The organism is Nocardia terpenica, from assembly GCF_013186535.1.
Classification (GTDB): Bacteria; Actinomycetota; Actinomycetes; order Mycobacteriales; family Mycobacteriaceae; genus Nocardia; species Nocardia terpenica.
The window spans coordinates 27,978-52,370 of sequence record NZ_JABMCZ010000003.1 but is presented as its reverse complement, the minus strand read 5'-3'; the positions used below and the strand labels follow the sequence as shown (position 1 = coordinate 52,370).

Below are 24,393 nucleotides of genomic sequence, written 5' to 3'. Positions count from 1 at the left end.
CTGAGGCATGCTGATCACGTGTTCGATGCCCATGTCCACATCATCGATCCGCGGTTCCCGCTGATCGAGAACGAGGGCTACCTGCCGAAGCCCTACACCATCGCGAACTACCGAAAGCGGATGGCGCGCTTCGACGTCGACGCGGGCGCGGTGGTGAGCGGCTCCTTCCAGGGCACCGATTCCGGGTTTCTGCGGGCGGCGCTGGCCGAGCTCGGGCCCGGCTGGGTCGGGGTGATCACGCTGCACCCCGACGCCACCGACGAGGAGATCCTCGACCTGGACCGGGCGGGCGTGCGGGCGCTGCGGTTCAACCTCAAGCGCGCCGCGGGCGACATCGTGGCGCTGACCATGCAGGCGCTGCGCGCGCACGAGCTGGCCGGGTGGCACGTCGAGCTGTACATCGACGGCTCCATGCTGGGCTCGCTGGAGCCGGTCATCTCCAAGCTGCCCGCGCTGTCCATCGACCACATGGGCATGTCCGACGAATGCCTGCCGTACCTGCTGAATCTGGTGGATCGCGGGGCGAAGGTGAAGGCGTCGGGGTTCGGCCGGGTGGCGATGGACGTGGGCGTCGCGCTGCGCCGGATCCACGCCGTGAATCCGGAGGCGCTGATGTTCGGTTCCGACCTGCCCGGCACTCGGGCGGGCCGCCCGTTCCGCGACCGCGACATCGAGCTGATCGCCGACGCGGTCGGGGCCGACGCCTACCGGGTCTTCGAGGACAACGCCCGCGCCCTCTACCGCCTGCCGGTCAAGGTGCGCCCCGCCCACCAGGAGCCCCCCACCCTCCGCCTGAACCGCCGCGACCTCCCGAAACTCGCACCGGGAGATACACTTCCGCTTCCGGTGATCGATAAGTAGTCCCGGCCCGCCCTCTTGTTCCCGGCATGCTTTTGGCCGGGATCAATCCAAATTCGGGTGCTTCATCAAATAGTCCGCCGCCGCCGAGGCAACCCGATAAGCATTGTCGACCGCCAGCGGGAACCCCGGTGAATCCGCGCCCCCGTCGATGCCCCTCAGCAGGTCTCCCACCGACTGCCCCGGCCGCGGCCGGTCGAAATTGCTTGCGGTGCGCAGGCATACCCACCGGTTGAGCTTCCCCGCCCGGGCCAGCGCGGCGGCGGTCGCGTTGTCCTCCATCTGCGAGGTGCAGTAGCGGCCCTGGCCGTTGGTGGAGGAGGAGACGATGGCGGCGGTCTGCGCGGAGGAGTCCGCGCCGGACCAGAAGTTGTCGCCGGTGGCGGTATCGCATTGCGTCACAACGGGTTTGTGGCCCTCCTGGCCGGGGAAGGCGGCCCGGGCCCGGTCGGCGGCCGGGCTGTCGGCCAGCTCGACGTCCTTGGTATTGCGGTAGACCGCGTCCACCAGGCGGCCGTCCAGCTCGTACACCTCGGTGCCCGCCTTGGGCATGGCAAGGTAGCCGTAGTTCGGGATGGCCGGATCGTCCTGCGGCAGCACGTGATGGCCGAGATCGATGTCGACCGCGTAGCGCGCCCAGGCCGCGAAGCCGAGCGTCCCGGCCTCCGGCGGGGTGCCCGCGATACCGGCCGTGATGAAGTAGGCGTTGTCCAGGTTCAGTTTCGGGCTGGCCAGCATTGCCGAGGTGGACAGCGCGGCATTCGCCTTGCCCATGTCGGTTTCCATCATGCACAGCCCGGAGTCGTTGCAGCGCACCGGATTCCGCATACCGGCCACGGAAACCTCGTGCGACCATCGCCCCTTCTCGATCCAGGGCTTGGCCTCCGGGTCGAACATCGTGATGATCATGGCCTTGACCGCGATGCGGTCGTCGCCGGAATCGTGCTTACCGCAGCCCGTGGCGGCCAGCGCCACCGTCAGTGCCGCGGCCAGCAGGCCGAAGGCCCTGGTGTACATGCCGACCTCCCGTCGTCGAGAAATGATCTTGCGTCGACCATAGAGACAGTGCATCGTACGGGAGGTGCAATTGTCCGAAACCGAGGCCCTGTTCCTCGGCGGCCGGGCCGGATCCGGCAAGACCAGCGTCGGCGCCGAAATCCACCTGCGGCTCGCGACCGCCGGGATCCGGCACGGCCTGATCGAGGGCGACAATCTGGACCAGGCGTATCCGCCGCCGTGGGAGCACGGCCTGGCCGAGCGGAATCTGGCCGCCATCTGGGCCAACTACCGCGACCTCGGCTATCGGCGGCTGATCTACACCAATACCGCCAGCGTCTTCGCCGACGTCGCCGCCGCGCTGACCGCCGCCATGGGGGACGCGCCACGGCTCACCGCGGTCCTGTTGACCTGTTCGGACGAGACTGCCGCGCAACGGCTTTCGCGGCGGGAGATCGGCAGTGGGCTGGGTGACCACCTCGACCGCAGCGGGGCGATGGCGCGGCGGCTCGCGCGGGAGGCGCCGGGGTGGGTGCATCGCGTGGATACCGACGGGCGGGATGTGGGCGAAATCGCCGGGGAGATAATCGAACTCGCGGGGTGGATCCCGGCCAAAAGCACGCCGGGACCCGATAGGTGAGCATGCACGCAGGGACCCGACGGGGGAGCATGATCGCCCCGAAAATTGAGGGTGGGGAACGGACCGGACCGTCGCTAATCTGGACATGACCGGCGGCTGCGGGCATGGGGGTCTGCGCGACGAGTGTCGTCGGGTTCGTAGATGCTCGGAACGGAGATCTCATGCGACTCGTCGGTTTTCTCGCCCTCGCCGCCGCGACCGCGGCCCTGTCCGGATGCGGCGCGGCCACTCAGTCGGCCCCGGTGCACCTGGTCGCCTCCCCGGCCGCGCTCACCGAGACGGCCGGGCCGATGCCCACCCAGGATTTCCCCACCACCACACTGCCGCAACCGCCGACCACACCACCGGTCACGACCACGGTCGCGCCCCCGACGACAACCGTGCCACCCACGACCGTGCCGCCGACGACGACCACCACCACCACCACGCCACCGCCCACCACCACGACCACCTGGCCGCAGCCGACGATCACCCCGTCCTGGCCGCCGACCACGACCACCACCCCTGCCCCCGCGCCGTGGCAGACCGACTGCGGCATCCGCGTCGCCGGGCTCGAGGTCTTCGCGGTGAACATCCCGTGCGCCATCGCGATTCCGGTGGCGCACGAATACGCGCGGGTGGGCTGGGCGATCGGCCACACCGTCACCGTCCAGGCCGCCTGGTCGACGTGGGACTGCCAGCAGCAGCTCGGCGATCCGAATCCGTACCAGGAGTGCACGAATCGGCAGTATCCGGAACAGAAGGTGCAGCTGTTCTCCTGAACCGCACGCGCTTCGACTCTCGCCAGGACCGTCCGGTTCCTCTTATTGTCATACTGACAACACCGGGCCGTGATCCGGTGCACAGGGATCGACGACGAAACCGAGGTACGGCGTGAGCACACCATCCACCGCTCCGAAACAGGGCCCGCTGGCGGGCATCCGGGTTGTCGAGCTGGCCGGTATCGGCCCAGGACCGCACGCGGCGCTGCTGCTGGCCGATCTGGGCGCGGACGTCGTGCGGGTGCAGCGGCCGGGCCTGCTGCCCGGGTACATGGAGCGGCCGCAGTGGCGCGGGCGCACCATCGTCGAGGCGAACCTCAAGGACCCGGCCGCCATCGAGCAGGTGCTCGGGCTCGTCGACCGGGCCGACGTGCTCATCGAGGGCTTCCGGCCCGGCGTCACCGAGCGCATGGGCCTGGGCCCGGACGTGGCGCTGGAACGCAATCCGCGGCTGGTGTACGGGCGGATGACGGGCTGGGGGCAGTCCGGGCCGCTGGCCGACCGGGCGGGTCACGACATCAACTACATCTCGCTCACCGGCGTGCTGAATGCCATCGGGCACAAGGGCGAACGACCGGTGCCGCCGCTGAACATGGTCGGCGACTTCGGCGGCGGTTCGATGTTCCTGGTGTTCGGCATCCTGGCCGCGCTGGTGGAGCGGCAGGGCTCGGGCCGCGGGCAGGTCATCGACGCCGCCATGATCGACGGCGCGCTCGCGCTGTCGCACATGATCTGGGGCATGCGCGGCATGGGCCTGTGGTCCGACGAGCGCGGCACCAACCTGCTCGACACCGGCATGGCGTTCTACGACACCTACGAGACCGCCGACGGCCGATACATGGCGGTCGGCGCGATCGAGCCCCAGTTCTACGCCGAACTGCTGGCGGGCCTGGGCATCAACGCCGAGGGCCTGCCGCACCAGATCGACCCGAACGGGCAGGAGCGGCTGAAGAAGCTGTTCGCCGAGAAGTTCAAGACCCGCACCCGCGACGAGTGGGCGGCGGTCTTCGAGGGCACCGACGCCTGCTGCACCCCGGTGCTGACCTTCACCGAGGCCGAGCAGAACGCGCACATCGCCGCCCGCACCGGCCTGATCGAGATCGATGGCGTGGTGCAGCACGCGCCCGCGCCGCGCTTCTCCCGCACGCCGAGCGGTATTCCGACACCGCCGCCGGTGCAGGCGACCCCGATCGATCGCGTGTGGGCCGACTGAGCCGCGTTGTCCCGGTGGCGGGTTGGTTCGCCGTGCTCACAATCGCTGAGGCACTAAAGTAATTTCCATGGCTCGGAACTGGCCGATGATCGAGCGTGGGAGCGAACTGGATTCGATCCGGGCCGCGCTCACCGGAACGGAATTCGTCGGCGCGGTACTCACCGGCGACGCCGGGGTCGGAAAGACGACTCTGGCCAGGCAGGCGACCGCCGCTATCGGCGGCAACATCCGCTGGGTCGCGGGCACCGAGTCGGCGCGCAGCATTCCACTGGGCGTGTTCGCGCACATGGTCGGGGTCTACACCGCCCACGATCCGGTGACCTTCATGGCCGCGGCCCGCGAGGCGCTGCTGGCCGACGGGCACACCATCATCGGCGTGGACGACGCGCACCTGCTGGACCAGCTGTCGGCAACGCTGTTGCTGCAGTTGGCCATCGACAAGGCGGCGCACATCGTGTGCACCGTGCGCAGCGGGGTCCCGGTGCCCGACGCGGTGACGTCGCTGTGGAAGGACGGGCACCTGCTGCGGATCGATCTGACCCCGTTCAGTCAGCGGCAGAGCGTGCAGCTGGTCGAGTCCATGCTCGGCGGGCAACTGGAGGGCTTCACGGCGAACCTGATGTGGGAGTCCTCCGGCGGCAACGCGCTGTTTCTGCGGCATCTGGTCGAGGGCGCGCTGGAGGCGGGCACGCTGCGGCAGGTCAACGGGGTGTGGCAGCTGCGCGGGCGGGCCGCGGTCACCTCGGAACTGGCTGCGCTGCTGGAGGATCGGGTCGAACAGCTGCCCGACCCGGTGCTGCGGGTGCTGGAGCTGCTCACCTTCTGCGAGCCGATCGATCTCGACGTGCTGTCGGAGCTGGCCGGGGAGGAGGCCGTGGAGACGGCCGAATCCCGCAGCGTGATCCGCATTGTCGAGAACACCCACCAGCTCCTGGTGCGCTACAACCATCCGCTGTTCGGCGAGGTGATCCGGCGGCGGCTGGGCATCGCGTCGGCGCGGCGGCTGCGCGGCCGGTTGTACTCCTCGCTGCGGGAGCGGCCGATCGACTCCGCCTCCGATCGCATCCGGCTCGCCGAATTGGCCCTGGACAGCGACAAATCCGCGGATCTGGAGCTGTTCGTGGCGGCGGCCGAGGACGCGATCGGGCTGGCCAACATCCCGCTCGGCGAGCGCTTCGCCCGCGCGGCGGTGGAGCGGCGCGGCGGGGTGGAGGCGGCCGATCTGCTCGCCCGCGCGCTGCTGTGGCAGGGGCACCGCATCGAGGCCGAGCGCACCCTGGCCAGCTTCGATCCCGAACAGCTGAACGACGTGCAGCTGACCCGGTGGGGCAGCACGCGGGTGTCGAATCTGCTGTGGGCCATGGGCGATGCCGATCGCGCCGACGAGGTGCTGGCCCTGGTGCGCGAGCGGGTCACCCATCCCAAGCTGGCGGCGACGCTGCGGGGCCTGTCCTCGGCGTGCGCGGTGAACGACAACCGCCTGGAGGACGCGTTCGTCGACGCCGACGGCGTGATGACGACCGCGGACGCGCCGCCGTGGGCGGTGTGGTGGGCGTCGTTCGGCGGCGGCCTGGCGCTGGCGCTCATGGGCCGCGGGGACGCCGCCCGCGCCTACGCCGCGCGCGGGCACGAGGTCGAGGCGCACATCGACGGGCTCAACCGGTTCATGTCCACGCACGCGGAGGTGCTGGCGCTCACCTTCACCGGCGATCTGGACGCCGCCCGCCGGTGCGCCACCACGTATTTCGGCTACTCGGCGCCGGGACAGTATCTGGCGTGGGGCTTTTCGAAGATCCTGCAGGGCACCGTCGACGTGGCGCAGGGTCGGTTCCCCGACGGCATCGAGAATCTGGAGCAGGCGCTGGCCGCGCTGCACGCGGAGGGCGCCGCGGCGTGGATGTTCCCCGCGAGAATCCGTCTGGCCGAGGCGTATTCGGCGCTGGGGCGGGCCGCGGAGGCGGCCGAGTCCATCGCCGAGGCGATCGCGCGCGGTGGGCGGCACAGCGCGGTGTACGAGCCGCAGCTCGAGATCGCGCGGGCCTGGCAGGCCGCCGCCGAGGGCACCGTGACGCCCGCGGTCCGGCTGGCCATCGGGGCGGCCGACGCGGCGGCCCGGTCGCATCAGCACGCCATCGAGGCGCGGGCGCTGCACACCGCGGCCCGGTTCGGCGATCACTCGGTGGCGGGCCGCCTGGCCGACCTGGCCGCCCGCATCGACGGCAAGCTGGTGCAGGTGCAGGCCCGGCACGCGGTCGCGGTCGCCTCCCACGACGGACCCGGATTGGACAATGCCGCAGCGGAATTCGAGGCCCTGGGGGCGCTGCTGTCGGCCGCGGACGCCGCCGCGCAGGCCGCCTCGGCCCACGAGCGGTCCGGCGATCGCCGCCGCCTGCTGGAGTCGGCGGCCACCGCGAACCGCCTGGCCGCGGCCTGCGGCGGCGCCAGCACCCCGGCGCTGCGCCAGTCCGCACAGCCGCTGCCGCTGACCGCCCGCGAGCGCGAGATCGCCAACCTGGTCGCCGCCGGGCTCACCAATCGCCAGATCGCCGACCGGCTCACGGTGTCGGTGCGCACGGTCGAGGGCCACCTGTACCGCGCGTGCATCAAGCTGGATGTGACCGACCGCGAGGCGCTGGCGGAGCTGATGCGCGGCGAGCCACCGAGCGGCAAACAGCGCGGCTGACTGCCACCGCAGAGCGTCCGGTGTCGCATTCGACGGTATGGCTAGGGGCCTTCCCACCCACTACGATGCAGGGCGGCGGCGATCGGTCGTCGATCGATATATCGGATCGTGAGGGGTGGTCGCGTGGCGCGGCGAAATCGGAACGTAGCGGGTGGGATTCGAGCCGGAGTGGTCGCGCTGCCGTTCGCGTTGGCGGTGACCTGCGTCGGCATCGCCGTCGCCGGCGCCGATCCCGCGGTGCAGCCGGGCGTGATCGCGCCCAGCGCACCGGCCGACCAGCAGGCCGACCAACCGGCCGAATTACGGGCCGCGGCGCCGCAGAGCACCGCCCCGGCGCCCCGCCCGCGTCCGGCGCCCGAGACGACCACACCGGACGCCCCGCCGCCCGCGCCGCGCACCGTGCGCGTCGGCGACGCCAGCGTCCCGGTCCCGGACGGCGTCCCCGACGACGTCGTGCGCGGCATCCAGAACGCCATCGACCCGAACGCCCAGCCGAACCGCTAGCGGGCCTCAGAACAGCGTCGGCTCGCCGAAGCCCGGGGTGCGCTCGATCTCCAGCAGATGCTGCTTGGTGGTGAGCCCGCCGGGGGCCGAGAAGCCGTGCAGCGCATGGTCGGCGGCGAGCACGCGGTGGCAGGGCACGATGAGCGGAATCGGATTGCCGCCCAGCGCCTGCCCGACCGCCTGGGCGGCGCCGGGCTGACCGACCCGGGCCGCGACCTGCCCGTAGCTCAGGGTGTGCCCCGGATCGATGGCGCGGGTGACCTCGTACACCGCGCGCTGGAATTCGGGAATCCCGGTGTGGTCCAACGGAATCCAGCGCAGATCGTCGAGCGCGCCGCCGAGGTGGGCGCGAATCCCGGCGACCGCCTCGGCCATGGCGCCGGTGGGCTCGGCCTCCCGCACCTCGACGCCGCGCGGGCGCAGCATCCGGGTCCGGGTGGTGGCGGGGGTGGCCTCGGGCAGCTGGAATCGCACCACCCCCACCTCCGTCCAGGTCATGGCGCACGGGCCGATGGCGGTGTCGAAGAGCGCCGCCGCGAGCGGCGGGCGGTCCGATTCGAGCATGCGACCAGTGTGCACCGCGCCACCGACATCCCGGAAAACTCCGGTCCAGTCAATACAACTGGACTTCCATGCCTAGCCTCGGCGGGCCGCGCCCCAATCGGTGAGCGAATGCCGGACCCGCAGCGTCGCCCGGCGAAACTCCCTGCGCTCATCGGGTGACGGGAGGTAGGCGGGGATGATGGTCGTCGCCGCGGCGACGACCGCGATGAGGATGAGAAGCGCGGCCATAAGCCCAGCTTGCGCCGATCTGGACTTGAAAGACATAGCCAGCGTGACCATACTGGCCTGCATGGCAATCCGTGTGATCAGTGCCGCCACCCTCACCCGTGACCTGGGCCGATGGCGTCAGGACGAGGCCGGGGAGGGGCGGCGGACCTCCCGTCCCGCGTATCTGGCCCTGGCCGAGGGCGTCCGGCTGCTGATCCACGACGGGCGCGCGCCGCTGGGCGTCGCCCTGCCCAGCGAACGCGATCTGGCCACCGCACTCGGCGTCAGCCGCACCACGGTCACCTCCGCGTACGCGCTGCTGCGCGAGCACGGCTACCTGATCAGCAGGCAGGGTTCCCGCAGTACCGTCGCGCTGCCCACCGATGTCAAGCACGACGGCAGCAAACCGGCGCGCAGCATTCTCGCCATGATGCTGCCCGGCGAGGTGCCGACCATCGACCTCACCTACGCCGCCATGTCCGCGCCGCCGGAAATGAGCGACGCGTATTCTTCTGCGCTGCAAGGACTTCCGATCTACCTCGGCACGCACGGCATGGACCCGGTCGGTATTCTGCCGCTGCGCGAGGCCATCGCGCGCCGCTACACCGCACGCGGCCTGCCCACCGAGCCCGATCAGATCCTGGTCACCCTCGGCGCCCAGCACGGCCTGCGGCTGCTGCTCAATGTGCTCACCGCGCCCGCCGAACGGGTGCTGATCGACCACCCCAGCTACCCCAATGCCATCGAGGCGATCCGCGACGTGGGCGCGCGGCCGGTGCCGGTGCCGCTGCGCCCGGAGCATCCGGCGGCCGGGTGGGATCTCGACGGAATCCGCAGTGCCGCACGGCAGACCGCGGCCAGCACCGCCTACCTGGTGCCGGACTTCAACAATCCGACCGGGCTGCTCATGGACGGCGCGGGGCGCGCCGAGCTGGCCGCCATCGCCCGCGAGACCCGGATGACGGTGATCGTCGACGAGTCCATGGTGGATCAGCAGCTCGACGGCGAAACCCAGCCCCCGGCAGCGGCTTTCGCGCGCGGCTCGGAGATCGTGACGATCGGCTCGGCGTCGAAGTCGTTCTGGGGCGGCCTGCGCGTCGGCTGGATTCGCGCCAATCAGACGCTGATCGGCAAGCTACTGGGCACCCGCTCGACGGTCGACCTGGGCACGCCGGTGATGGATCAGCTGGCCACCACGTACCTGCTCGAGCGCGCCGACACCATCCTGGCCCGCCGCCGCGACCAGCTGCACAGCCGCCGCGCCGCGCTGCTCGACGCGCTGGCCGAGGAGCTGCCCGACTGGCGCGCGGTCGAGGGCGCGGGCGGCATGTCGCTGTGGGTGCAGCTGCCCGCCCCCGTCTCCACCGCCCTCGCCGCCACCGCCCCCAACCACGGCGTACTACTCGCCGCCGGACCGAGATTCGGCGTCCAGGGCGCCTTCGAACGCTTCCTCCGCCTCCCCTTCACCCACGAGGAATCCGACCTCCGGCTGGCGGTGAAGTCCATGGCGGCGGCGTACAGCGCGCTGACTCCGCATGCGGCGGAGCCATTGGCCCCGCTCACCTGCTATTGAGCAACCCATGAGGTCGGGGAAGCTCAGCCCAAAATATCGTGGCGGACGATGGTTTCGTCGCGGCCGGGGCCGACGCCGATGCAGGACATGCGGGCGCCGGACAGTTCCTCCAGGCGCAGGACGTAGGCCCGGGCGTTGGGGGGCAGGTCGTCGAAGGTGCGGGCGTGGGAGATGTCCTCCCACCAGCCGGGCATCTCCTCGTAAATGGGCTTGGCGTGGTGGAATTCGGTCTGGGTGGTGGGCATCTGCTCGACGCGCTCGCCGTCGATCTCGTACGCCACGCAGATCGGCACCCGGTCCAGGCCGGACAGTACGTCCAGCTTGGTCAGGAAGTAGTCGGTGATGCCGTTGACGCGGGTGGCGTAGCGGGCGATCACCGCGTCGAACCAGCCGGTGCGGCGGGCGCGGCCGGTGGTCACGCCGACCTCGCCGCCGGTCTTGGCCAGGTACTCGCCGGACTGGTCGAACAGTTCGGTCGGGAACGGGCCCGAGCCCACGCGGGTGGTGTACGCCTTGAGGATGCCGAGCACGGTGCCGATCTTGTTGGGCCCGATGCCGGAACCCACCGCAGCGCCGCCGGAGGTCGGGTTCGAGGAGGTCACGTACGGGTAGGTGCCGTGGTCGACGTCGAGCAGCGTGCCCTGCGAGCCCTCCAGCAGGATGGTCTCGCCGTTCTCCAGCGCCCGGTTGAGCAGCAGCCGGGTGTCGCTGATGCGGTGGGAGAAGCCCTCGGCCTTGGTGAGCACCTCGTCGACCACCTGCTGCGGGTCCAGGGCGCGGCGGTTGTAGATCTTGACCAGCACCTGGTTCTTGAATTCCAGTGCGGCCTCGACCTTCTGGGTGAGGATCTTCTCGTCCAGCAGGTCGGCGACGCGCACGCCCACCCGCGCCACCTTGTCCTGGTAGCAGGGGCCGATGCCGCGGCCGGTGGTGCCGATCTTCTTGTTGCCCAGGAAGCGCTCGGTCACCTTATCGATGGCGACGTGGTACGGCATGATCAGGTGCGCGTCGGCGGACAGCAGCAGCTTGGAGGTGTCGACGCCGCGCTCCTCGATCCCGGCCAGCTCGGCCAGCAGCACGCCCGGGTCTACCACCACGCCGTTGCCGATCACATTGGTGACGCCGGGGGTGAGGATGCCGGAGGGGATCAGATGCAGCGCGAAGTTGTCGCCGTTGGGCAGCACCACGGTGTGACCGGCATTGTTGCCGCCCTGGTAGCGGACAACCCACTGGACTCGACCGCCGAGCAGATCGGTAGCTTTGCCCTTGCCCTCGTCGCCCCACTGGGCGCCGATCAGGACGATTGCCGGCATATCGAGTCTCCTACGGTTCGACGCGCAGCATCCCGTTTCGATACTGCAGCTACCTGCCGTTTCCGAGGCGGTGGCCGGGAGCACAGTCTAGTGGATGGGTGCGCGGGCGCCCCGGACATCCACCCGCCGACTGTGGTGCGAGACACAGGAATGTAACGAATTGGCCGCGGCCACAAGGGCTTTCGCGATGTTCGACACGCGCGTCCGGTGCCGGATGACCAATGTCACACCGCGAGCCGGGTCGACTCCACCGAGAATCGCCGTCCACAACCGGTCGCGCCGATCCCGGCCGCCGGACCGCGCCCCGCGCCGCGCGAACCCCCCATTTCCGGGGGCTCACAAGGGGAAACGCGCTCCGGGCCGCTCGGGCCCACCGACGCGGCGAGCCGACCCGTCCGTCCGGCACCGGACGCACCCGACATGACCGGCGAGTCACGGCGACGCGCCGGACGGCAAACCGTGACCGGGCACGAACCCGCCGAGCGGAGCACGGCGGCCGAACTCGGACACGGCTATCGTGGCTGCGGGAGGCGGACCGGCAGGGGGTCCGCCGAGCGCAGCGAGGACGATGGAGTTGTCAGGTCCAAGGAGGGTGTACGGCAGTTGAGTACCCATGTTCTCCGCTGCAACGGCGCTCCGGTGCCGATCGCACTCGCGTCGCTGCCGACCACGCAGACCGCGGCGATCCCGGATACCGCGCAGCTCGACGAACTGCTGCCGGTGCTGGCCGCCGACAGTCTGCCGCGGCTCATCGTGCTCGGCGAGGACGCCGGGCTGGCCGCCGTGCTCACTCACCTGCTGCGCACCGACCGCCTCGGCGTCGAGATCGGGTACGTCCCGGTCGACCGCACCTACGGCTCGCGTGCCTACCAGATCGGCACCGGATCCGCCGCCGCCAAACGGGCGCTGGAGGGCAAGTCCGCGCCGACCCCCCTGATCCGCGACGACACCGGCATGGTGCTGGTGGGACGCGCCACCGTCACCGGCCGCGACGGCGGCAAGCTCGAGGGCGAGGCGTACGTCGACGAGACCCGCCTGTTCACCGGACGCGTTACCGCCCTGCATGTTTCGCCTACATTGGAGATGCCGGGCGTGCGCGCCGCCGTACATCGCGGGCTGCGCAAGCGGCGCTGGGTGGCCGGGCGCGCCGTTCAGCTGGGCACGCCGGGCGCGGTGGTGACCCGCGACGGCATCGCCTCCGACCGAACCGTGCCGCGGTCGAGTTTCTACCGGCACAACGAGCCCTGGTTGTTGGTCCGATGAGTCATCCCTTCGGGGCCCGCCGCACCGCGGTCCGCCCCAGCCCGATATTCCTGCTGATCGTGGTCCTGGCCGCGGTCGGCGGCGCGCTCGCCTGGGACGCCGAGGTGACCTCGAACCAGGCCCGGTTCGGCGTGTTCATCCTGGTGGTGTTCGGCTGGATCGTCACCGTGTGCCTGCACGAGTTCGGCCACGCCTACACGGCGTGGCGGGCCGGGGATCGCGAGGTGGAGCTGCGCGGCTATCTGACGCTGAATCCGCTCAAGTACACCCACCCGCTGCTGTCGATCGGCCTGCCGATGCTGTTCATCGCGCTCGGCGGTTTCGCGCTGCCGGGCGGCGCGGTCTACGTGCACACCCAGAACTTCTCGGCGCGCACCCAGCGGATGATCAGCGGCGCGGGCCCGGCGGTGAACGCGGTGTGCGCGGTGGTGCTGCTGGTGATCCTGCGGCTGTTCGGCTCGGCGCACGAGCACGCCGCGTTCTGGTTCGGCCTGGCCTTCCTGGCGTTCCTCCAGGTGACCGCGACCATCCTGAATCTGCTGCCGATCCCGGGAACCGACGGTTACGCGATCTTGGAACCGTCGCTGAGCTATCAGACCCGGCGCTCGCTCGATCAGGTCAAGCCGTTCGGGCTGCTCCTGCTGCTGGCGGTGTTGTGGGGCATCCCCGGCGCGAATCACGCCTTCTTCAACGCCATCTACGACCTGTACGAGCTGTCCGGCGTGCCGTCGATCTGGTCCGCCTTCGGCAGCTACCTGACCCGGTTCTGGACCTAGCGCTGTCCCCATCGGGCGGCCCGACCCTCTTCCCCCATCGAGCCGCCCGGCCCGCCACCCTGCCGGGATGCGGCGCCCAGAATCACCGCGCCCGGCCCTCGTTCCCCCGCCGGGCCGCCCGTCCTCCCGAACCCCCCGGTGCGGGCGACCCGCTTCGCTCGGGAACAGATACCGGACCCGGTCGGCCACCACACCATATGGCCGCTCGATGTCCGCTCCCTTGCGAAGTATTCGACCGCGGCACCCCTCGTGGACGCGGTCGTGTACGAAGTTACGAGCGCGACGGGCCCGGCACACGAGTAGTCCACTACCCCAAGATCTTCGCGACGAGCCCTCGGCCCCGAGGCGGTCACTCGCAATGTCCGGTCCGGTCGGCGCGGTCAATCCTCCGGTGCGACATAGGGATGCCGCACCGTCGGCGGCAGCAGGGCGATCGCGGACAGCCGCTTCATGCCGCAGACCTGCATCAGGTCGACCACGACCGAGCGCAGCTGGGCGAACACCACGTGCGCCGACAGTCCGGAGCCCTCGACCAGATCCTTGGTGGCGCCCTTCGCGACTCGGCGCAGTATCCGGGTCGCCTCGGCGGCGTCGGGCTGCTCGCCCGGATCGGCGAGCATGTAGCGGCGGATCACGTCGAGGGCGGTGCCGAGCGCCTCCACCTCGTCGATCAGCCGCGGGTCGAGAATCTCGTCGTCGCGCACCAGGGTGAGCGCGCGCCGCAGCAGCACGCGGACATTGCGGACGGCGTTGTCGAGCGGGTCGGCCGCCGTGCGCAGCAGCTCCAGCCGGGGCCGCGAATTCCAGTACAGCGGCGAGATGCGGCTGACCTCGCGCCCGCCCTCCAGCGTGTTGCGCAGCGCATCGATCTGGGGCTGCGTGCCGCGCGCGGATTGCAGTGCGAGCCGGATCTTTTCGGGATCCTGCTCGTGCAGGCCGTCGGCGCAGTCGGTGAGCGCCCTGCCCATCACACCGAGGATGTCGGCGGCCTGCTGACGGGCGCGCCGCACCGGATGCAGCGGAATCAGACCCACCACCACGATTCCGACCAACCCGCCGACCAGGGCGTCGATCATGCGGTTGACGCCGCCGTTGCTGTGCGGGGGCAGCAGGGTCGCCACCAGCACCGCCGAACCGGCCGCCTGCATGGGAATGACCGCGCCGCTGTCGAGGAAGATCGCGATCGCCATGGCCACCGCCACGACCAGGGCGATCTGCCAGGGCCCGGTGCCGACCCGGGTGATGAAGAAGTCGCCGATGCCGATGCCGACGGTGACGCCGGCGACCAGTTCGACCGACCGCCGCAGCCGGGCGCCGAAGGAGACGCCGATCGAGATGATCGCCGCCGACGGCGCGAAGAACGGCTGCGGGTGGCCGACGAGCCGGTGCGCGACGAACCAGGCCAGCGCCGCGCCGACCGCGCACTGCACGATCGGCAGCGCGGATCTGCGCAGGCGCTGCCAGCCCTTGCGCAACCGCTCCTTACTGCCCTCGCGGACGGTCTCGACGCTGAGTGAACTCTCTAATACCAACGCTGCGTACGAACCCGATCAATCCAGGCCGAGTTCGGCGGCCGCGCGCGGGTCGCAGTCCTCGAGCAGATCCAGGCAGCGGGCGTACTCGTCGGACTCGCCGATGATCTGCGCGGCACGGGCCAGCGCGCCGACCGCGCGCAGGAAGCCACGGTTGGGCTCGTGGCTCCACGGCACGGGACCGAAGCCCTTCCAGCCGTTGCGCCGCAACAGGTCCAGGCCGCGGTGGTAGCCGGTGCGGGCGAAGGCGTAGGCGGCGATGACGTCCGCGCTCACCACACCCTCGCTCGAATCGTGTGCCCGGCCGAGGGCGTCCTCGGCGAGCTGGGCCCAGGCGATCGACGCCGTGGGATGCGCGGCGGCGACCTGCACGGGATCCTGATTGTCCAGCAGCGCCTCCTCCGCTTCGGGGTGTTCGGGAAGCATTACCGGCTGCGGTCCGAGGAGATCACCGAAGGAGGTCATGGGCTTCATTGTGCACCGCCGCCCGGAATGCTCGTTAGGCTGACCGTCGGAGGTTTCACCTGTTGACATTGAGCGAGGGGTAACGCGTGTCCGACCCGAAGGACGACCAGAAGCCGGATCGGCAGACCCAGCCGGGCACTGCCGGCGCCCAACCGTCCGCGCCGCAGGGCGAGCAGCCCGATGCCGGGAAGACCGAACGCATCTCTCGTGAACCGGGACCGTCCGCCTCCGCCGCGACCCAGTTCATCCGCAAGCCGGGCGTGGCGCCCGGCCCGCCCCCGCCGCGCCCGGGCGATCGCCCGCAGCCCGCGCCCGGCGGGCCGACGAAAAAGCCCACCCCGCCGAAGAATCCCGCGCGGCCCTGGTTCGGCCCGACGGTGGTCGAGTCGACCGGCAATGCGCCCACGCGGCCGGTGCCCGCGCAGGACAAGCCGGGCGCTCCGGCGAATCGGCCGGGCGGCGCGCCGAAGGATCAGCGCGATCTGCCGCAGAATCCCGCGCGCCCCGGATTCGGCCCGGCGGGGGCTCGTCCAGGGCCGACATCGGCCGCGGCGGCGCAGGATTCGACGAAGGGTCCCGAGCAGGCCGGGGCGACGGGCGATCCGGCGGTCTCCGGCAGCGCGCCGACGCGGCCGATACAGACGAAACCGGGCGCTCCGGCGGCTCCCGGACGCGGCGATAACGCTGGTGCACAGCGGGATTCGGGCTCGAAGCCGGAGGACCGGAAGCCGGAGAATTCCGCCGCCGGGCGCACGGAGAAATCCGACGCGGGGACCGCCGCCGGGGCGAAGGGCGCCGAAGCGGGCTCCGCCCCGGACAAGACGGCGAAGCCGAAGGCGAGCGGCGCGGACCGAAAGGATCGGCCGGACGCGGGCGACCAGGGCGATTCGGGTGACGCGCCGAAGCAGGCGCAAACAGGCGCTCCGGGAGCGACCGCAGCGGGTGCGGCGAAGGCCGCGGACTCGGCCGCCCCGACGCGACCTGTTCCCGCGCAACAGAAGCCGGGTGCCGAAAGCACCCAGAAACCCGGCGGTCCCGCCTCCGGCAAACCGAATTCCCCTGGCGGGCAAGCGGATCAGAAGTCCAAGGCGGAGCGTACCGAGGCCGCGAAGCCGCCGCAGCCCCCGGTCGGCGATCCGAAGACCGTCATGATCCCCAAGCCGAAGCAGGGCGACCCGAAGCCGCCCGAGCAACCGGCCGTCGACCCGGAAACCGTTGCCATTCCGAAGATCTCGAATCCGTCGGACGCGGCGACCACGATCCTGCCGGTGCAGCGGCCGGGCGGTGCCGGGCCCAGCCCGATCACCAAACCACCGGCCACGCCGCGCCCCGGCACCGGGCCGAAGAACCCGGCGCCCCAGGGCCCGGCCGGACCCGCCCAGGCCCCGCCGCCTCCGCCGCCGCACCGGCCGTCGGCCGCGCCGCAGCAGGTGGGCGGCGCGCCGTCCCCGGCCGATACGCAACCGACCGAACCGGCGGCGATGCCCCAGCAGCCGCCCGTACCCCCGCAGCCGCGCCCCCTCGCGCAGCCGCAGCGCGTGCCGCCCGCACCCGCCGCCGCGCCGACACCCGCGGCGGCGCAAGCGAAGCCGCGCGGTCGGCGCCCGCTGATCGTGGCCGGGGCGGCGGTGGTGGCGGTCCTCGCGATCGTCGGCATCGTGCTGGCGCTGGTGCAGCACGCCAAGGACAATTCGCCGCAGGCCCAGATCCGTTCGGCCATCACGGGATACACCGACGCGCTGGCGAGCGGGAACCTGAACACCCTGCGCGGCGCGACCTGCGGTCGGCTGCACGACTTCTATCAGAACATCGCCCCCGACCAGTATGCCGGCGTGCACAAGCTCTCCGTGGATCAGAAGAAGATCCCGAAGCTCGGCAGCGTCGACAACGTGCAGATCACCGGCGACAAGGCCGTGGCGCAGGCGAGCGTGTACACCGACGCCGACCCCACCCGGGTCGCCCGCACCTTCGACCTGCAGCAGACCCCCGACGGCTGGAAGGTGTGTGATCCGCCGAACGCCGGTCGGTGAGCGACGGCCGCCGGTAGGCGATGTGATGTGCGCCGCGAGACTGTGACGTTGCCGCGCCCGCCCGCGATGAACGTCACAGACAACTGGTCACCGGTCCTGGTCCATCGGTAGCATGGCCCGGATTTCGCGCCAGGATTTACGCAGTAAGACACGAGGGAGCAAGGGATATGCCGGAGCTGGCACCCGATGCGCCGGCACCCACGGCCCCGGCCGGTCGGCATTTCCGGGTACGCGACCACTACGAGGTCGGGCGGGAGAAGATTCGCGAATTCGCCCGCGCCGTCCAGAACGACCATCCGGCCCACCGCTGGGAGGCGGACGCGGGCAAGCTGGGCTGCGACGGCATCGTCGCGCCGCCGACCTTCGCCTCGGTGGTCGGCATGACCACCACGCAGGCGCTGCTGGACACGGTGCTGACCGATTACGACCTGTCGCAGATCCTGCAGACCGACCAGGTCTTCGAGATCCACCGCCCGATGGTGGCGGGCGACCGGCTCAGCAGCGAGGCCGAGATCGTCTCGATCCGCCGGATGCGCGGCAACGACTTCATCGTCGTCAAGGCCACTGTCACCGACGAGCAGGGCAGCGTCGTGCAGGTCGGCACCACCACGATCGTGGCCCGGCTCGGCGCGGAGGTCGATCCCGATATCGTCCGCCTGGTCGAGGGCCTGGTCATGCACCGCCGCGACGGCAAGGCCGACCCCGAGGTGCTCGTGCCCATCTCCGCCGAATCGGCCACCGCCGCACCGGAACTCGCCGATTCCCGGCGCGAGGCCCCCGTGCACGCCGCGCCGAGCTTCGACGATGTCGCCGTCGGCGACGAGTTACCGGCGCTCACCATGCAGCTCACCCGCGGCGACCTGGTCAATTACGCTGGCGTGTCGGGCGATTCGAATCCGATCCACTTCAGCGACCGCGCCGCCGAACTGGCCGGGCTGCCGACGGTCGTGGCGCACGGCATGCTCACCATGGGCCTGGGCGCGCAGTACCTCACCTCCTGGCTCGAGGATCCGACCGCGATCGAGACCTACAGCGTGCGGTTCTCCGGGTTCGTTCCCGTCGAGCCGCTGTCCCCGGCGCAGATCGAGTTCACCGGGCGGATCAAGTCGCTGGACCCCGAACGCCGCACCGCCACGGTGTTGCTGGGCGGTACCTCGGCGGGTAAGAAACTGTTCGGCCGCGCCATGGCCCAGGTGCGCCTGGCCTGACCGACCCGCCGGGCGAGACGCCACCGCGGACGCGGTGACAACCCCCGGCCCATTGCGGTCCGGCGGCAACCGGGTAACAAAACGGGCGCGAAGCACGCCGCCGGGCTGGCACCATTGAGCCATGACTTCGCGACCCCGGCCACCGGTCGACCGCGCCGCCGAGCCCGCCGCCACCGTCTGGGCGCAGCGGGCCGACCGATCCGAGTCCGCGATCCTGTCTCGGCATCTACGCAGGCTATGGTCGGTGCCGGGGTCCGCGCTGGCGGTGGTGGGCTGGCCCGCCACCCGCCGGGACCGCCTCTTCGCCTCCTGGCACTACTGGTGGCAGGCGCACGTGATCGACTGCGAGATCGACGCCGCCAACCGCGAGCCCACCCCGGCGCGCACCCGCCGCATCGCGGCGCTGGCGCGCGGGCATCGGGTCCGCAACATCACCGGCTGGACCAACGACTACTACGACGACATGGCCTGGCTGGCCATCGCCCTGGAACGCGCCGAGCGCACCCAGGGCATCACCGAGGTCCGCGGCGCGCTCGTCACGCTGAAGAAGGTGCTCGCGGCGGGCTGGGATCCGCGGTTCGGCGCGCTGCCGTGGCGCAAGGGCTCCGACTTCTACAACGCACCCGCCAACGGTCCCGCGGGTATCGCGCTGGCCCGCCTCGGCCGGATCGACCGCGCGACCGATATCTCCGACTGGCTGGACAAGACGCTGCGCGACCCGGACACCGGGCTGATCCTGGACGGCATCCACCTGCCCTCCGGCGAGATCGAGCGGCCCACGTTCAGCTACTGCCAGGGCGTGGTGCTCGGCCTGGAGACCGAATTGGCCGTGCACACCGGCGAATTCCGGCACATCGAGCGCGCGCAGCGGCTGCTGCACGCGGTCGAGGAGCGGATGACCGAGAGCGGCATCGTCAGCGGCGGCGGGGGCGGCGACGGCGGCCTGTTCAACGGCATCCTGGCCCGTTACCTGGCCCAGCTCGCGCTGATGCTGCCGGGCGACGAGCCCGCCCAGGCGCACGCCCGGCACACCGCCGCCGCCCTCGTGAAGGGCTCGGCCCGCGCCGCCTGGGAGCACCGCCTGGAGGTGGAGGGCGACCCGCTGTTCGGCCACGACTGGGCGGCCCCCGCCCGGCTGCCCGCGGGCACGGCGGGTGCGGGGCGCTTCACCTCCGGCGGCTCGGTGACCTCCTCGCGCACACCGGAGCGCGACCTGTCGGTGCAGATCTCGGGCTGGATGCTGATGGAGGCGGCCTATCTGGTGACGGCCGCCGGAATGTGATGGGGCTCAGCGGGATTCGGGTTCGGCCCCGACGCAGGGCGGCCGATCCTCCAGCTCGAATTCCTCTGCGGGGCGCGCCATTTCGATGCGGTACTGCCGAATGCCCAGCCCGGTGCCGATGATCAGGCCCGCCACCAGCGTGCCCACCACCGTCGGCATCAGCCACGACACGTGCTCCAGGAAGCCGCCGGTGTAGTAGCCGATCAGCAGCAGCACCGGGGCCCAGAACACCGCGCCGAGCGAACTGGCCAGCGTGTAGCGGCGGTGGTTCATCCCGGCCGCGCCCGCGACCAGCGGGCACAGCGTGCGCACCCACGGAATCCAGCGCGCCACCAGCACCGCGAGAAAGCCGTGGCGGCGCAGCAGTTCGGTCACCCGGGCCAGGTTGCGGGCGTTGATGTAGCGGCCGTTCTTGCGCGCGACCAGGTGGTGTCCGGTGCGGTGGCCGATCACGTAGCCGACCTGGTTGCCCGCGATCGCGGCGATCATGGTCGCCACCGCCAGCCCCCACACCTGGGCGTGCCCGGTCTCGTGCGAGGCCAGCACGACGCCCGCGGTCAGCAGCATGGAGTCACCGGGCAGGAACAGCCCGATGATGAGGGCGCATTCGAGAAAGACGAAGATCAGCACGACGGTCCAGACCAGTACCGGCCCTGCCGATTGCAGCGAATCGAATCCGCTCAGCGCGAGGGTATGCGGCGACATGGACAAGATGTCAGCGCGTGGGATCGTTCGTCGAGACGGGGATCTCGTCGCGCGCCGGGGCGGCGTCGCGATTCAGCAGTTTTCTGGCCACCGAGACGATGCCCGGCAGGATCGAGACGAGCACGATGAGCAGGAAGATCGCCTCGACGTGGTCGCGGATGAAGCCGACATTGCCCAGGAAGTAACCGAGCACGGTGACGCCGCCGCCCCACAGGATGCCGCCGATGATGTCGAAGGTCAGGAACGTGCTGTAGGTCATCTTCGACACGCCCGCGAGCACCGGCATGAAGGTGCGCACGATCGGCACGAAACGACCCAGGATGATGGTCTTCGGGCCGTATTTCTCGAAGAACTCGTGCGTCTCGGTGACATAGCGCTGCTTGAAGAAACGCCCGTCCTGCTTGTGGAACAGCGCCGGACCGATGGCCCGGCCGATCCAGTACGCGCACTGGTCGCCCGCGACCGCGGTGATCGCGACGGCCGGGACCAGCACCCAGATCGAGACCGGCGGATGCGGGTGCGCGGACAGCAGGCCGCCGGTGAACAACAGCGAATCGCCGGGCAGAATCGGGAACAGCAGGCCCGTCTCGATGAAGACGATGACCAGAATGGCGGGCAGCACCGCATTCTTCAGCCACGTTTCCGTGAGCAGGTGCATCGGGTCGAGCAACTCCTTGATCGGGTTACTCGCTACGACATCGGACATGGCCAGCAGGGTCACGGGCACCACAGTACCGGGCCGGTCTCTATCGCACCGAACGTCTCGCCAACCTCACAGGGGGCGGTCCCGGCGAGACCGGGGCCGACGGGGGTATTTAGGGTATTGGGTACCAGTCGATTTTTGCCGCATACATACGGAGGTCACCGCCGTGCCCATCGCGACTCCGGAGGTCTACGCCGAGATGCTCGGTCGGGCCAAAGAGAACTCCTTCGCCTTCCCCGCGATCAACTGCACGTCGTCGGAGACGATCAATGCGGCGATTCGCGGATTCGCCGAGGCCGGGAGCGACGGCATCATTCAATTCTCCACCGGCGGTGCGGAATTCGGTTCCGGCCAGGGTGTGAAGGACATGGTCGTCGGCGCCACCGCGCTCGCGGAATTCGCGCACGTGGTCGCCGCCCGCTACGACGTGACCATCGCGCTGCACACCGACCACTGCCCCAAGGACAAGCTGGACACGTTCGTGCGCCCGCTGCTGGCCATCTCGGCCGAGCGGGTCCAGGGCGGCCGGAACCCGCTGTTCCAGTCGCACATGTGGGACGGTTCCGCGGTGCCGATCGACGAGAACCTGGAGATCGCGAAGGAACTGCTGAAGCAGACCGCCGCGGCGAACATCATTCTCGAGGTCGAGATCGGCGTCGTGGGCGGCGAGGAGGACGGCGTCGAGAACGCCATCAACGAGAAGCTCTACACCTCCACCGAGGATTTCGAGAAGACCGTCGACGCCCTGGGCGCCGGCGAGAACGGCCGGTATCTGCTGGCCGCGACCTTCGGCAATGTGCACGGCGTGTACAAGCCGGGCAATGTGAAGCTGCGCCCGGAGGTGCTGGCCGAGGGCCAGCGCGCGGCCGCCGCCAAGCTGGGCCTGCCCCAGGGCGCCAAGCCGTTCGACTTCGTCTTCCACGGCGGTTCGGGCTCGCTGAAGTCCGAGATCGAGGACTCGCTGAAGTACGGCGTGGTGAAGATGAACGTCGACACCGACACCCAGTACGCCTTCACCCGCCCCATCGCGGGCCACATGTTCGCCAACTACGACGGCGTCCTGAAGATCGACGGCGAGGTCGGCAACAAGAAGGTCTACGACCCCCGCAGCTACCTGAAGAAGGCCGAAGCCTCCATGTCCGCCCGCGTAGTCGAAGCCTGCAACGACCTCAACTCCGCAGGCAAGTCGGTCAGCGCGAAGTAACACGCCACAAACAGCACGAAACAGGCTGTGGCCGACCCAAACCGTCGGCCACACCCTCGTTGCATGTTGCATGCCAACCCACCGACTGATTTCGTAAGAACATGGGTAACTCCATGTACGCACGTCGAACTAGCTTGCGATTGGCACCGTTGTCAAGACCTAGCAGTATCGAGTGTTGTTGGGGTCGATGGCTCCTGAACTGCGAATACGTCCACCCGCCATCCGATTCGGCATGTGATATCGAACACTGGCGTTGGCGTTCGTTGGCGGCGTTGGGTGACATCAGCCATTAAATGGCGGGATTGATGACAACCGGCCACGGTCAGCCAGCAACCGCTGGGACACCGGCCTGCTCGAGCAGGCCGACAACCCGCGTTGAACTCGGCGTGATCACGGCTGGGGTCAACACCTGATCGTGTCACCGTTGTCGCGGTTCGCGTCCGCGTTCCTGCACGCGGGATTCTCGTCCCGCGCGGGTGCGCGCGGTTTCCGCGTCCGGCAGCTCACCGGCCGTCCGTGCCTCGAGCTCCTGCGCTGGAGGTGGCATGGCTAGCTCCAGGAGATGCGCCACCTCCGGTGGAAATCTGGCCAGTAGTTGCGCGCGGTCTTGCTGTAGGCGGGCCAACGCTTGCTGGCGAGCTCTTTCCGCCGTCTTTTCCGCTTCCTGGCGGGCTACCGCGCGGGCAACGGCTTCTTGTACCCGGGTCTTGTTCTCCCTGGCTCGCTGCTGCTGGGAGCGGATCAGCTGGGGTACGTCGTGTAGTTCCCGTTGCACGCCCTGTGCTTGTTGCTCCAGTGAGCGGCCGAGCTTACGGGCCTTCTCCGCTTCCTCCCGGGAGATCTCCACTACCTGAAAACGGCCGGGGAAGTCTCGGTGCAGGGCGTCGAGTTGTTGACGGAGCGTCGCGTCCGCCGCACCGGCGCGCATCACCCAGGTACCGGTCGCGTTCTGATCCCGGGTCAACACCTCACGGTCCAGGATGAGTTGATTGAGCGTCTTCGCGTCCGCGCGGACTTGCATGCCGTACTTGTATTCGGTGAACTCCCGCCCACCCTGCTCGTTGGTGCGGGCTGTATCGTGAATCCTGGTGTTGCCCTTACCTTTACCGAGCACGATGGCTTGTTCGTGCTGCCATCCGCGTGCCGGGGTTTCCCCGCGCAGCTGTGCCATCCCCCGATGGAACTGGCGGCCCCGTTCCCGGGACTTCTCGGATCGTTCCCTCCGCCGCCGTTCCTCGTCGTCTTCGTTCATATTCTGTTGTCCCCCAACAGATCACACCAAGGTAGAGCTATCCGGTTCGTAGCCGCCTACGTGGCGGAGTCGGCGTAATCCTCTGCGCGGGTGATGATGTCGTCGGCGAACCCTTCGCCGTGTTCGCCGATGGTGAGCAGCATGTCGACGGGGTTGTCGACGTCGGAGGCGTAGTTGTAGCAGACCGACGGCCCGAACCCGTCATAGACAGGGCTGCCGTTGCCGGGCACGTTGAATCGCAGGCCCCCGGCGTTGCGGACCAGGTATTCGATCAGGTAGCAGACGAACTGGTCTGCGGCATCGGTGTTGTCGGCCAATGCTTTTCGGGTGGGAAACATCGCGAAGGCGGCGTATTCGACCCACTCGAGCATGGCGGGACTGTAGCGCGGAGCCTGCGGCCGAGGCGGCACGGTCTCTCCCAGTGCGGCGTCGTCGGCGACCGGCAGCGCGGGCAGCGTCTCGTCGAACAGGGTGTCGATCTGCATGAAGGATCGGCGCGGGTCGTCCCACTCGGCCCACTCGGGTGTGTCCTGCGCTGCCTCGTCGTATACCGACGCAAGATCGGCCATAACCGCTCACCCTTCGAATCCGTCGATACTGGGTTGGTCGACGGATCGTAGCAACGAGGGGTGACAGGGCAGGTGTGCCCGGATCGAATGCG

The 24,393-nt window shown here is 70.0% G+C and carries 23 protein-coding genes; 13 read left to right on the top strand and 10 right to left on the bottom strand.

Features of this window, described 5'->3' with window-relative positions; genetic code table 11:
- Positions 1-18 precede the first annotated feature (18 nt).
- Positions 19-861: an amidohydrolase family protein gene (locus tag HPY32_RS21395; protein ID WP_067595413.1), complete on the top strand. Its 843-nt coding sequence runs from the start codon at positions 19-21 to the stop codon at positions 859-861.
- A 42-nt stretch (positions 862-903) separates the two neighbouring features.
- Here the strand turns inward: HPY32_RS21395 and HPY32_RS21390 are convergent, their stop codons facing one another.
- Positions 904-1,875: a purine-nucleoside phosphorylase gene (locus HPY32_RS21390; protein WP_067595415.1), complete on the bottom strand. Its 972-nt coding sequence runs from the start codon at positions 1,873-1,875 to the stop codon at positions 904-906.
- 64 nt (positions 1,876-1,939) lie between these two features.
- On the opposite strand from HPY32_RS21390, the gene HPY32_RS21385 reads away from it, so the two are divergent.
- The 5 genes from HPY32_RS21385 to HPY32_RS21365 all read left to right on the top strand — a co-directional run bounded on the left by HPY32_RS21385 (position 1,940) and on the right by HPY32_RS21365 (position 7,655).
- A complete protein-coding gene (locus tag HPY32_RS21385; RefSeq protein ID WP_067595417.1) occupies positions 1,940-2,494 on the top strand; it encodes a hypothetical protein in 555 nt (184 codons plus the stop codon).
- 161 nt (positions 2,495-2,655) lie between these two features.
- Positions 2,656-3,255: a hypothetical protein gene (locus tag HPY32_RS21380; RefSeq protein ID WP_067595419.1), complete on the top strand. Its 600-nt coding sequence runs from the start codon at positions 2,656-2,658 to the stop codon at positions 3,253-3,255.
- Between the two features lie 112 nt (positions 3,256-3,367).
- Positions 3,368-4,468: a CaiB/BaiF CoA transferase family protein gene (locus HPY32_RS21375; RefSeq protein ID WP_067595421.1), complete on the top strand. Its 1,101-nt coding sequence runs from the start codon at positions 3,368-3,370 to the stop codon at positions 4,466-4,468.
- A gap of 67 nt (positions 4,469-4,535) precedes the next feature.
- Entirely contained in the window at positions 4,536-7,151 is a 2,616-nt protein-coding gene (locus HPY32_RS21370; RefSeq protein WP_067595423.1) for a helix-turn-helix transcriptional regulator, read from the top strand.
- Positions 7,152-7,319: 168 nt separating this feature from the next.
- Positions 7,320-7,655 carry a hypothetical protein gene (locus HPY32_RS21365; RefSeq protein WP_067595425.1) on the top strand — a complete coding sequence of 112 codons (336 nt, stop codon included), beginning with the start codon at positions 7,320-7,322 and terminating at the stop codon, positions 7,653-7,655.
- A gap of 6 nt (positions 7,656-7,661) precedes the next feature.
- Here the strand turns inward: HPY32_RS21365 and HPY32_RS21360 are convergent, their stop codons facing one another.
- The gene (locus HPY32_RS21360) at positions 7,662-8,219 is read right to left on the bottom strand and encodes a methylated-DNA--[protein]-cysteine S-methyltransferase (protein ID WP_067595427.1); all 558 of its coding nucleotides are present in this window, start codon (positions 8,217-8,219) and stop codon (positions 7,662-7,664) included.
- Positions 8,220-8,291: 72 nt separating this feature from the next.
- A complete protein-coding gene (locus tag HPY32_RS21355) occupies positions 8,292-8,447 on the bottom strand; it encodes a hypothetical protein (RefSeq protein ID WP_156674808.1) in 156 nt (51 codons plus the stop codon).
- A 61-nt stretch (positions 8,448-8,508) separates the two neighbouring features.
- Here HPY32_RS21355 and yczR point away from each other — a divergent pair, with 61 nt between their 5' ends.
- A complete protein-coding gene (yczR, locus tag HPY32_RS21350) occupies positions 8,509-9,999 on the top strand; it encodes a MocR-like transcription factor YczR (protein WP_067596277.1) in 1,491 nt (496 codons plus the stop codon).
- A 23-nt stretch (positions 10,000-10,022) separates the two neighbouring features.
- Here the strand turns inward: yczR and HPY32_RS21345 are convergent, their stop codons facing one another.
- On the bottom strand, positions 10,023-11,312 hold the full coding sequence (locus tag HPY32_RS21345) for an adenylosuccinate synthase (protein WP_067595429.1): 1,290 nt from the start codon (positions 11,310-11,312) through the stop codon (positions 10,023-10,025).
- Between the two features lie 603 nt (positions 11,313-11,915).
- Between HPY32_RS21345 and HPY32_RS21340 the strand changes: the two genes are divergently transcribed.
- Entirely contained in the window at positions 11,916-12,575 is a 660-nt protein-coding gene (locus HPY32_RS21340; protein WP_171983005.1) for a hypothetical protein, read from the top strand.
- Positions 12,572-13,351 carry a site-2 protease family protein gene (locus HPY32_RS21335; RefSeq protein WP_067595434.1) on the top strand — a complete coding sequence of 260 codons (780 nt, stop codon included), beginning with the start codon at positions 12,572-12,574 and terminating at the stop codon, positions 13,349-13,351. Before HPY32_RS21340 ends, HPY32_RS21335 begins: the two co-directional genes overlap by 4 nt.
- Before the next feature lie 380 nt (positions 13,352-13,731).
- Here the strand turns inward: HPY32_RS21335 and HPY32_RS21330 are convergent, their stop codons facing one another.
- Both HPY32_RS21330 and HPY32_RS21325 read right to left on the bottom strand, forming a co-directional pair.
- Positions 13,732-14,883, bottom strand: coding sequence for an FUSC family protein (locus tag HPY32_RS21330; protein ID WP_231951904.1), 1,152 nt, complete (start codon positions 14,881-14,883; stop codon positions 13,732-13,734).
- An 18-nt stretch (positions 14,884-14,901) separates the two neighbouring features.
- On the bottom strand, positions 14,902-15,348 hold the full coding sequence (locus tag HPY32_RS21325; RefSeq protein WP_067596278.1) for a DUF3151 domain-containing protein: 447 nt from the start codon (positions 15,346-15,348) through the stop codon (positions 14,902-14,904).
- Between the two features lie 86 nt (positions 15,349-15,434).
- Between HPY32_RS21325 and HPY32_RS44760 the strand changes: the two genes are divergently transcribed.
- From HPY32_RS44760 to HPY32_RS21310, 3 genes are all read left to right on the top strand, one after another.
- Positions 15,435-17,378, top strand: a complete 1,944-nt coding sequence (locus HPY32_RS44760) for an Rv0361 family membrane protein (RefSeq protein WP_082871795.1) — start codon at positions 15,435-15,437, stop codon at positions 17,376-17,378.
- A gap of 167 nt (positions 17,379-17,545) precedes the next feature.
- A complete protein-coding gene (locus HPY32_RS21315) occupies positions 17,546-18,586 on the top strand; it encodes a fused (3R)-hydroxyacyl-ACP dehydratase subunits HadA/HadB (protein WP_067595439.1) in 1,041 nt (346 codons plus the stop codon).
- A gap of 121 nt (positions 18,587-18,707) precedes the next feature.
- Complete coding sequence (locus HPY32_RS21310) at positions 18,708-19,868, top strand: glycoside hydrolase family 76 protein (protein WP_067595441.1); 1,161 nt, start codon at positions 18,708-18,710, stop codon at positions 19,866-19,868.
- A 6-nt stretch (positions 19,869-19,874) separates the two neighbouring features.
- Here the strand turns inward: HPY32_RS21310 and HPY32_RS21305 are convergent, their stop codons facing one another.
- The gene (locus HPY32_RS21305) at positions 19,875-20,573 is read right to left on the bottom strand and encodes a DedA family protein (protein ID WP_067595443.1); all 699 of its coding nucleotides are present in this window, start codon (positions 20,571-20,573) and stop codon (positions 19,875-19,877) included.
- Between the two features lie 10 nt (positions 20,574-20,583).
- The gene (locus HPY32_RS21300; RefSeq protein ID WP_067596280.1) at positions 20,584-21,279 is read right to left on the bottom strand and encodes a DedA family protein; all 696 of its coding nucleotides are present in this window, start codon (positions 21,277-21,279) and stop codon (positions 20,584-20,586) included.
- A gap of 163 nt (positions 21,280-21,442) precedes the next feature.
- Here HPY32_RS21300 and fbaA point away from each other — a divergent pair, with 163 nt between their 5' ends.
- Positions 21,443-22,480 (top strand): class II fructose-bisphosphate aldolase, encoded by a 1,038-nt coding sequence (gene fbaA / locus HPY32_RS21295; protein ID WP_067595445.1) that lies wholly within the window; start codon positions 21,443-21,445, stop codon positions 22,478-22,480.
- A gap of 418 nt (positions 22,481-22,898) precedes the next feature.
- Here the strand turns inward: fbaA and HPY32_RS21290 are convergent, their stop codons facing one another.
- A complete protein-coding gene (locus HPY32_RS21290) occupies positions 22,899-23,651 on the bottom strand; it encodes a hypothetical protein (RefSeq protein ID WP_067595447.1) in 753 nt (250 codons plus the stop codon).
- A 137-nt stretch (positions 23,652-23,788) separates the two neighbouring features.
- Positions 23,789-24,301: a hypothetical protein gene (locus HPY32_RS21285; RefSeq protein WP_067595449.1), complete on the bottom strand. Its 513-nt coding sequence runs from the start codon at positions 24,299-24,301 to the stop codon at positions 23,789-23,791.
- Positions 24,302-24,393: the final 92 nt, after the last annotated feature.

What these genes read in the sequence shown, in the direction of transcription:
- HPY32_RS21290 (WP_067595447.1), bottom strand. Translation starts at nt 23,651, where the DNA reads ATGGCACAGCTGCGCGGGGAAACCCCGGCACGCGGATGGCAGCACGAA.
- HPY32_RS21325 (WP_067596278.1), bottom strand. Translation starts at nt 15,348, where the DNA reads ATGACCTCCTTCGGTGATCTCCTCGGACCGCAGCCGGTAATGCTTCCC.
- HPY32_RS21390 (WP_067595415.1), bottom strand. Translation starts at nt 1,875, where the DNA reads ATGTACACCAGGGCCTTCGGCCTGCTGGCCGCGGCACTGACGGTGGCG.
- HPY32_RS21305 (WP_067595443.1), bottom strand. Translation starts at nt 20,573, where the DNA reads ATGTCGCCGCATACCCTCGCGCTGAGCGGATTCGATTCGCTGCAATCG.
- yczR (WP_067596277.1), top strand. Translation starts at nt 8,509, where the DNA reads ATGGCAATCCGTGTGATCAGTGCCGCCACCCTCACCCGTGACCTGGGC.
- HPY32_RS21380 (WP_067595419.1), top strand. Translation starts at nt 2,656, where the DNA reads ATGCGACTCGTCGGTTTTCTCGCCCTCGCCGCCGCGACCGCGGCCCTG.
- HPY32_RS21300 (WP_067596280.1), bottom strand. Translation starts at nt 21,279, where the DNA reads ATGTCCGATGTCGTAGCGAGTAACCCGATCAAGGAGTTGCTCGACCCG.
- HPY32_RS21335 (WP_067595434.1), top strand. Translation starts at nt 12,572, where the DNA reads ATGAGTCATCCCTTCGGGGCCCGCCGCACCGCGGTCCGCCCCAGCCCG.
- HPY32_RS21310 (WP_067595441.1), top strand. Translation starts at nt 18,708, where the DNA reads ATGACTTCGCGACCCCGGCCACCGGTCGACCGCGCCGCCGAGCCCGCC.
- HPY32_RS21355 (WP_156674808.1), bottom strand. Translation starts at nt 8,447, where the DNA reads ATGGCCGCGCTTCTCATCCTCATCGCGGTCGTCGCCGCGGCGACGACC.
- HPY32_RS21360 (WP_067595427.1), bottom strand. Translation starts at nt 8,219, where the DNA reads ATGCTCGAATCGGACCGCCCGCCGCTCGCGGCGGCGCTCTTCGACACC.
- HPY32_RS21345 (WP_067595429.1), bottom strand. Translation starts at nt 11,312, where the DNA reads ATGCCGGCAATCGTCCTGATCGGCGCCCAGTGGGGCGACGAGGGCAAG.
- HPY32_RS21370 (WP_067595423.1), top strand. Translation starts at nt 4,536, where the DNA reads ATGGCTCGGAACTGGCCGATGATCGAGCGTGGGAGCGAACTGGATTCG.
- HPY32_RS21285 (WP_067595449.1), bottom strand. Translation starts at nt 24,301, where the DNA reads ATGGCCGATCTTGCGTCGGTATACGACGAGGCAGCGCAGGACACACCC.
- HPY32_RS21315 (WP_067595439.1), top strand. Translation starts at nt 17,546, where the DNA reads ATGCCGGAGCTGGCACCCGATGCGCCGGCACCCACGGCCCCGGCCGGT.